Source organism: Pseudomonas sp. NPDC087804 (assembly GCF_044742965.1).
Classification (GTDB): domain Bacteria; phylum Pseudomonadota; class Gammaproteobacteria; order Pseudomonadales; family Pseudomonadaceae; genus Aquipseudomonas; species Aquipseudomonas rustica.
On sequence record NZ_JBIUVN010000009.1, the window covers coordinates 166558 to 173559 of the forward strand.

General features: G+C 58.3%; 7 protein-coding genes. 3 read left to right on the forward strand and 4 right to left on the reverse strand.

What is annotated here, in order from left to right:
• Nucleotides 1-98 precede the first annotated feature (98 nt).
• Nucleotides 99-1265: an aminotransferase class V-fold PLP-dependent enzyme gene (locus ACIOMO_RS15175; RefSeq protein WP_212543659.1), complete on the forward strand. Its 1167-nt coding sequence runs from the start codon at nt 99-101 to the stop codon at nt 1263-1265.
• Between the two features lie 56 nt (nt 1266-1321).
• A complete protein-coding gene (locus tag ACIOMO_RS15180) occupies nt 1322-3130 on the forward strand; it encodes an aminopeptidase P family protein (RefSeq protein ID WP_400751710.1) in 1809 nt (602 codons plus the stop codon).
• A gap of 49 nt (nt 3131-3179) precedes the next feature.
• On the opposite strand, the gene ACIOMO_RS15185 is transcribed toward ACIOMO_RS15180, so the two are convergent.
• Together ACIOMO_RS15185 and ACIOMO_RS15190 are read right to left on the reverse strand one after the other, a co-directional pair.
• Complete coding sequence (locus tag ACIOMO_RS15185; RefSeq protein ID WP_401241697.1) at nt 3180-3776, reverse strand: 2-hydroxychromene-2-carboxylate isomerase; 597 nt, start codon at nt 3774-3776, stop codon at nt 3180-3182.
• Nucleotides 3777-3813: 37 nt separating this feature from the next.
• Nucleotides 3814-4542: an SDR family oxidoreductase gene (locus ACIOMO_RS15190; protein ID WP_212543656.1), complete on the reverse strand. Its 729-nt coding sequence runs from the start codon at nt 4540-4542 to the stop codon at nt 3814-3816.
• 92 nt (nt 4543-4634) lie between these two features.
• Between ACIOMO_RS15190 and ACIOMO_RS15195 the strand changes: the two genes are divergently transcribed.
• A complete protein-coding gene (locus ACIOMO_RS15195; RefSeq protein WP_212543655.1) occupies nt 4635-5198 on the forward strand; it encodes a TetR/AcrR family transcriptional regulator in 564 nt (187 codons plus the stop codon).
• A gap of 1 nt (nt 5199) precedes the next feature.
• On the opposite strand, the gene ACIOMO_RS15200 is transcribed toward ACIOMO_RS15195, so the two are convergent.
• Entirely contained in the window at nt 5200-5481 is a 282-nt protein-coding gene (locus ACIOMO_RS15200) for a hypothetical protein (RefSeq protein WP_053122157.1), read from the reverse strand.
• 168 nt (nt 5482-5649) lie between these two features.
• Nucleotides 5650-6537: a threonine/homoserine exporter RhtA gene (gene rhtA / locus ACIOMO_RS15205; protein ID WP_159815690.1), complete on the reverse strand. Its 888-nt coding sequence runs from the start codon at nt 6535-6537 to the stop codon at nt 5650-5652.
• Nucleotides 6538-7002: the final 465 nt, after the last annotated feature.

A 7002-nucleotide genomic window follows, 5' to 3' on the forward strand; every position in this document is an offset into this window, starting at 1 on the left:
TGATGACGCTCTCGAACCGACGCGCAGCTCACAAGGCTGCGCGGTGCCGTTTGCAGACACGAGCCTCCTGATCCCGGAACACGCTCTGCGAGTCTTTTATGAACACACGTCCGTTGTATTTCGATTACGCCGCCACCACCCCGGTGGACGAGCGGGTCATCCAGGTGATGATCGAATGTCTGGGGTTTCACGGTAACTTCGGTAACCCGGCTTCCAGCTCCCACGCCTTCGGCCAGCAGGCCCGGCACACGGTCGAGCAGGCACGCCGGCAAGTCGCCGAACTGGTGGGCGCTCAAGCCGAACAGATTGTCTGGACGTCCGGTGCCACCGAGTCCAATAACCTCGCCCTTAAAGGCGTGGCGCAGGCGCGCGGCGTGTCCGGCGGCCACATCATCACCAGTCAGATCGAACACAAAGCCATTCTCGATACCGCCCGCCAATTGCAGGACGCCGGCATCGCCGTGACCTATCTGGTGCCGGACGCCGATGGCCTGATCACGCCGCAGGCGGTCAGTGAAGCGCTGCGCGAGGACACCTTTCTGGTGTCGCTGATGCTGGTCAACAATGAGTTGGGCACCGTCAACGACGTACAAGCGATTGGCGAAATCGTGCGCAATCGAGAAGCGCTGTTTCACGTCGATGCGGCGCAGGGGGCCGGCAAAGTGGCGATCGATCTGGCGCAGTGGCCGGTCGACCTGATGTCGTTTTCGGCGCACAAACTCTATGGCCCCAAAGGCATCGGCGCGTTATATGTCGGCCCACGGGCACAGCAAAAGCTGCAGGCACAAATTCACGGTGGCGGCCACGAAGGTGGCTTGCGTTCCGGGACGCTGGCAACTCATCAGATCGCCGGAATGGGCTCGGCGTTTGCGCTGGCGGCTGCCGCGTTTGATGACGAAAAAAGCACGATTGTCGCGTTGCGCGAACGCCTGCTCGAACAATTGCTGAGCCTGCCCGGCGTGCGCCTCAATGGCAGCGCCAGTCAGCGCATTCCGCACACCTTGAGCCTGACGTTCAGCGAAGGCGAATTCAACAGCGCCGCGTTGAGCCATTCGATCGCGTTTTCCGCGACTTCGGCGTGTAACTCCGCGAGTAACGCACCGTCTCACGTGCTGTTGGCGCTGGGGCATGACGCGCACCTGGCCGGGCGCACCATTCGCTTGAGCCTCGGCCGTTTCACCACCGCCGACGATATCGACAAGGCTTGCGAACTGATCAAGACCGCCTGCGCCAGTGCTCCGGCATTCTGGGCGACAGGGCTGTAAACCAGCCGACCTAACGGCTACGAACAATAACGATGAAGTGATTAGCAGGAGACATGATGAGTACCCAGACCTTGACCGAAGGATCGGTGCCCCAGCGCCTGGCGCACACCCGCGAGCTGATGCGTCGCGAAGGCATTCACGCACTCTTGGTGCCGTCTGCCGACCCGCATCTGTCGGAATATCTGCCGGGTTACTGGCAGGGCCGGCAGTGGCTGTCGGGTTTCCACGGTTCGGTGGGCACTTTGATTGTCACCAACGATTTCGCCGGCGTCTGGGCCGACAGCCGTTACTGGGAACAGGCAACTAAAGAACTCAACGGCAGCGGCATCGAACTGGTCAAGTTGCAGCCGGGTCAGCCGAGTCCGCTGGACTGGCTGGCTGAGCAAACGCCGGAAGGTGGCGTGGTCGCCGTCGATGGCGCAGTAATGGCTGTGGCCTCGGCGCGCACGTTGAGCAGCAAACTCGAAGCGCGTGGCGCGCGTCTGCGTACCGACATCGATTTGTTGCAGGAAGTCTGGAGCGATCGCCCGACGCTGCCGAATGCAGCGATCTATCAGCATCTGCCACCACAGGCGACCGTCAGCCGAGGCGAGAAACTCGCCAAACTGCGCGAAACCTTGCAGGCACGCGGCGCTGATTGGCACTTCATCGCCACCCTCGACGACATCGCCTGGCTGTTCAACCTGCGCGGCGGCGACGTGTCGTTCAACCCGGTGTTTGTGTCCTTTGCGTTGATCAATCAACAGCAAGCCACGTTGTTCGTGGCGCTGAGCAAGGTTGATGCGGATTTGCGCGCCGTGCTGGAAGCCGATGGTGTCACCCTGCGTGACTACCGTGAAGTCGCTGAAGCCTTGCGCGCCGTGCCGAGTGGTTCGAGTGTGCTGGTGGATCCGGCGCGGGTCACCAGTGGTCTGTTGGAAAACCTCGACAGCGGCGTATCACTGGTCGAAGGCCTGAACCCGACAACACTGGCCAAGTCGCAGAAAAGTGAAGCCGATGCTCAGCACATCCGCCAAGCGATGGAGCAGGACGGCGCGGCGCTGTGCGAATTCTTCGCCTGGCTGGAGTCGGCCTGGGGTCGTGAGCGGATTACCGAGCTGACCATCGACGAGAAACTCACGGCTGCCCGTGAACGTCGTCCGGATTATGTCTCGCTGAGTTTCAACACCATTGCCGCGTTCAACGCCAATGGCGCGATGCCGCACTATCACGCCACCGAAGAAGAGCACGCGGTGATCGAGGGTGATGGCCTGCTGCTGATCGACTCGGGTGGTCAGTACCTCGGCGGTACCACCGACATTACGCGGATGGTGCCGGTCGGTACGCCAACCGAAGAGCAGAAACGCGATTGCACGCGCGTGCTCAAAGGCGTGATTGCACTGTCGCGAGCGCAGTTCCCGAAAGGCATTCTGTCGCCGCTGCTCGACGCCATCGCCCGCGCGCCGATCTGGGCTGAGAGCGTCGACTACGGTCACGGCACCGGTCACGGCGTTGGCTATTTCCTCAACGTTCACGAAGGCCCACAGGTGATTGCCTACCAAGCCGCGCCAGCACCGCAAACCGCGATGTTGCCGGGCATGATCACCTCGATCGAGCCGGGTACCTATCGTCCGGGTCGTTGGGGTGTGCGCATCGAGAACCTGGCGATGAATCGCGAGGCGGGCAGCAGCGAATTCGGCGAATTCCTCAAGTTTGAAACCTTGACCCTGTGCCCGATCGACACTCGCTGCCTGGTGCCGGCGCTGCTGACTCAGGAAGAGAAACAGTGGTTCAACGCCTATCACGCTGAAGTGCGTGAGCGTTTGAGCCCGTTGCTGGAAGGTGCTGCGCTGGAGTGGTTGAACACGCGTACTGCTGCCATCTAAACGATTGACGCTCGGGCGCTGTCGCCAGCGCCCGAGTGATGGCTTCGAACTAGATCTGGCGCAATGCCTCTTCGACGAAGTCGAGTCGATCCTGACCAAAGAACAACTGGTTGCCGACGAACATGCTCGGTGCGCCAAACACGCCGCGTTTAACCGCAGTCTCGGTATTCTCTTTCAACACAGCTTTGACGGATTCGTCGTTGGTCAGCGCCAGTACTTCCTGCGGATCGAAACCGTGTTTACTCAATACCGCTGCGACGGTTTGCGGTTCGTCCATGCTGCGGCCATCGACCCAAAGCGCTGTGAACAGACAATCGATAAACGCTTGGAAGCGTTCCGGCTGACGCAGTTGGATGCCCGTGACGGCGCGCATCAGCATCAACGTGTTGATTGGGAAGTGCGGGTTGAATTTCAGCGGCACGCCGTAGCGTTTTGCATAGCGATCAAGATCTTGAAACATATAGCGACCCTTGGCCGGGATCATCGCGGGGGAGGCGTTGCCGGTCGCCTTGAACACGCCGCCGAGCAGCATCGGGATATAGATCAATTCGCTGCCAGTTTCTGCGCAGATTTTTGGCAATTGGCTGTAGGCTAGATACGTGGCAGGGCTGCCGAGGTCGAAATAGAACTCCACGGTTTTCGTCATGTTTGCTGAACTCTCATTATTGTTATGGGCGGCGGGTTTACCAGCGTTCGTTCCATGGACGCAAATCCAGCTCGAATGTCCAGGCATCGCGCGGTTGACTGTGCAGGTACCAATAGTTTTCGGCGATGTGCTCGGGGTTGAGAATGCCGTCCTGATCCTTGGTGGCGTATTTCTCCGGGAAACTGTTGCGAATGAAGTCGGTATCGATCGCACCGTCGACCACCACATGGGCGACATGGATGTTCATCGGCCCCAATTCCCTTGCCATGCTTTGTGCCAGTGCGCGGATACCGTGTTTGGCGCCGGCGAATGCGGCAAACCCTGAAGCTCCGCGTAACCCGGCGGTAGCGCCAGTGAACAGGATCGTGCCGCGATTGCGCGTGACCATGCGCTTGGCCACTTCGCGTGCATTGAGGAAACCCGAGAAGCAGGCCATCTCCCAGATCTTGAAATATTTGCGCGCGGTTTCTTCGAGGATGCTGCACGGCACGTTGGCGCCGATGTTGAAGACGAACGCTTCGATCGGGCCGACGCGGGTTTCGATGTCTTCGATCAGCGCGATCACGTCTTCTTCCTTGCGCGCATCGCAGGCGAAACCGTGTGCTTCGCCGCCGTCTGCCTGAATCGCGTCTACCAGCGGCTGCAATTTGTCGGCACTGCGTCTTGTGACGCAGGCAACGAATCCTTCTTTGGCAAAGCGCTTGGCAATTGCGCCGCCCGTAGCATCGCCGGCTCCGACAACCAACACGACCTTCTTGTTATTCATGGGTAGATCCCTTTGCTAAACGATCGTTAAGTGAACGAACGTTATGCTAGGATTTCAACAACGTCAAGGCGGTCAATTTCGAGGGCAAACATATGCGTTACTCCGCCAGTCACAAGCTGGAAACCCGGGAAAAGCTGCTGCAGAGCAGTTCGCTGTCGGCAAAGCGTTCAGGGTTTTCTACGGTAGGCGTCGATGGTTTGATGAAGGCTATCGGCTTGAGTGGTGCGGCGTTCTACAGTCACTTCGCGTCGAAGGATGCGTTGTTTACCGCTATCGTCGAGCGCGAATTGGGCCAGAGCCTGGAACGGTTGGGCGGGCAGGGCACTCAGGATCACGAACGACTGCAGCGGTGTCTTAAACATTACTTGAGCATGGCCCATGTCGAGCAGCCTGAGTCCGGCTGTGCCTTGCCATCGCTGGGTGCGGAGATCGCCCGTTCTGATATTCAAGTGCGTGAGCAGGCAGAGCTGTGGATCTGCCGGTTGCAGGAGAGTTGGGCGAAAATATTGGAGAGCGACAGCCTGGCGTGGTCAGTGCTGTCGCAATGTGTCGGGGCGTTGGTGGTGGCGCGTATGCTGGCCACACCGGACATTCAGCACACAGTGCTGAAGTCCAGTCAGGAGGAAATCGCTCGGCAGATCGCCAGACCGCAATGAGTTATTTGCAGATGACAATCATGCTGCGGCTGGTGTAGCCGGCAGGGTTGAGGCCGAAAGGATAATCGCCAGGCTCTTCGACGCCATCCCCCGATTTGGCAATGACTTTATAGCCCTTGGGGGCACAGGCGTTGGCGGCGTGGGTGTAGCACTTGTCCCAGGAGGACGACAGCCCTGAACAGTTGATGTGCAGCCCCTTCTTACCGCGTTTTACCTGGGTTTCCGATGTCGCCGCGCAGCCTGCAACTGCGAGTATGGCGATCAATATCAAAATTCGTTTCATTACCGTCCTTATGGCAGCCAGAAGTCTGTTGCTCTGGTCTGCCTGTATGCGATCGCGCTTGAAGCGTTCTGACGTCCGTATTCGAAAAAATCCATGCCTGACACTGGGTTAACGGACTAAACATGGCCTAAATAAGCGGCAAATGCCAGACCTTCGTCAAATCCTGTTTCAATCGGCCGCAATGGCGGGCTTCGCGCCGCTGCCCATGGTCAGCGTAGCTCCGACGGAGGCGAGAATAATGCACAGAATCGCCATCCATTGTGACAACGTCAGGTATTCCTGCAGAAACAGCAGGCCTGATAGCGCACCGAATGCGGGCTCGATACTCATCAAGGTGCCGAAGGTGCGCGCGGGCATGCGGGTGAGTGCAACCATTTCCAGGGTGTAGGGCAGGGCGGTGGAAAGGATGGCGACACCAATGGCAATCGGGATCAGCGAGGGCGTCAGCAAAGCAGCGCCGGCATGCACGATGCCGATGGGCGCGACAAACAGCGCGGCGATCATCACGCCCAATGCTGCGGTCGTTACACCATTGTCCGCGCCAGCCTTCTGACCGAACAATATATAGAGAGCCCAGCAGACACCCGCGCCCAGCGCATAGCCTGCACCGACCAGATCAATGCCGGCAGTAGTAGCGCCTGTGGGGATCAGAAGGAACAAGCCTGCAGCCGCCAAACCAATCCAGAGAAAATCGATAGCGCGACGTGATGCGTAAATGGCGACGGCCAGCGGCCCGGTGAATTCCAGTGCGACGGCGATCCCTAGTGGGACTGTGCGCAATGACATATAGAAGAGGAAGTTCATCCCGCCCAATGCCATGCCGTAGACAATGACCGTGCGCAGCGACTTGGCCGTCAGCTTGGCGCGCCATGGACGCAGCAATAGAAGCATGATCACACTGGCGAAGATCAGTCGCAGGGTCGTAGTGCCTTGGGCGCCAACCACCGGAAACATGCTTTTGGCCAGCGAGGCGCCGGACTGAATCGATGCCATGGCTATTAATAGCAGGCCAACCGGGAACAGCATTGAGGCAAGCGAGCGGGGTTGGTCATTCATAGCGGAGGCGTCATCCAGGATATATAGCAGGCATTTTTGAGTTGTTGGGCAATATACTGCGCATTCGCTACGATGGCGTCTATATATAAGCAGGCTTTTTGCTTTTATCGATAGAAAAATGAAATCAGGGGTTGACGGCAGATTTCATGCGTCTATAATTCGCCCCACTTCCGGCGCAGTCGAAACGGAAAACTCCTTGAGATTCAATGAGTTACGCAGTTTTCGGCAGCAGGTTGCTTCAGTTCATCGAAGCCAAAAGGAAGTTGAAAAAGAGGTGTTGACAGCAGCGTGTAACGCTGTAGAATTCGCCTCCCGCTGACGAGAGATCTGAAGCGCAAGTGGTTGAAGTTGTTGAAGAATTCTTCGAAAACTTCTGAAAATAATCACTTGACAGCAAATGAGGCTGCTGTAGAATGCGCGCCTCGGTTGAGATGAAAGATCTTAACCAACCGCTCTTTAACAACT

Excerpts from the sequence above, each read along its gene's own strand:
- ACIOMO_RS15175 (WP_212543659.1), top strand. The coding sequence starts at position 99 with ATGAACACACGTCCGTTGTATTTCGATTACGCCGCCACCACCCCGGTG.
- ACIOMO_RS15180 (WP_400751710.1), top strand. The coding sequence starts at position 1,322 with ATGAGTACCCAGACCTTGACCGAAGGATCGGTGCCCCAGCGCCTGGCG.
- ACIOMO_RS15185 (WP_401241697.1), bottom strand. The coding sequence starts at position 3,776 with ATGACGAAAACCGTGGAGTTCTATTTCGACCTCGGCAGCCCTGCCACG.
- ACIOMO_RS15190 (WP_212543656.1), bottom strand. The coding sequence starts at position 4,542 with ATGAATAACAAGAAGGTCGTGTTGGTTGTCGGAGCCGGCGATGCTACG.
- ACIOMO_RS15195 (WP_212543655.1), top strand. The coding sequence starts at position 4,635 with ATGCGTTACTCCGCCAGTCACAAGCTGGAAACCCGGGAAAAGCTGCTG.
- ACIOMO_RS15200 (WP_053122157.1), bottom strand. The coding sequence starts at position 5,481 with ATGAAACGAATTTTGATATTGATCGCCATACTCGCAGTTGCAGGCTGC.
- rhtA (WP_159815690.1), bottom strand. The coding sequence starts at position 6,537 with ATGAATGACCAACCCCGCTCGCTTGCCTCAATGCTGTTCCCGGTTGGC.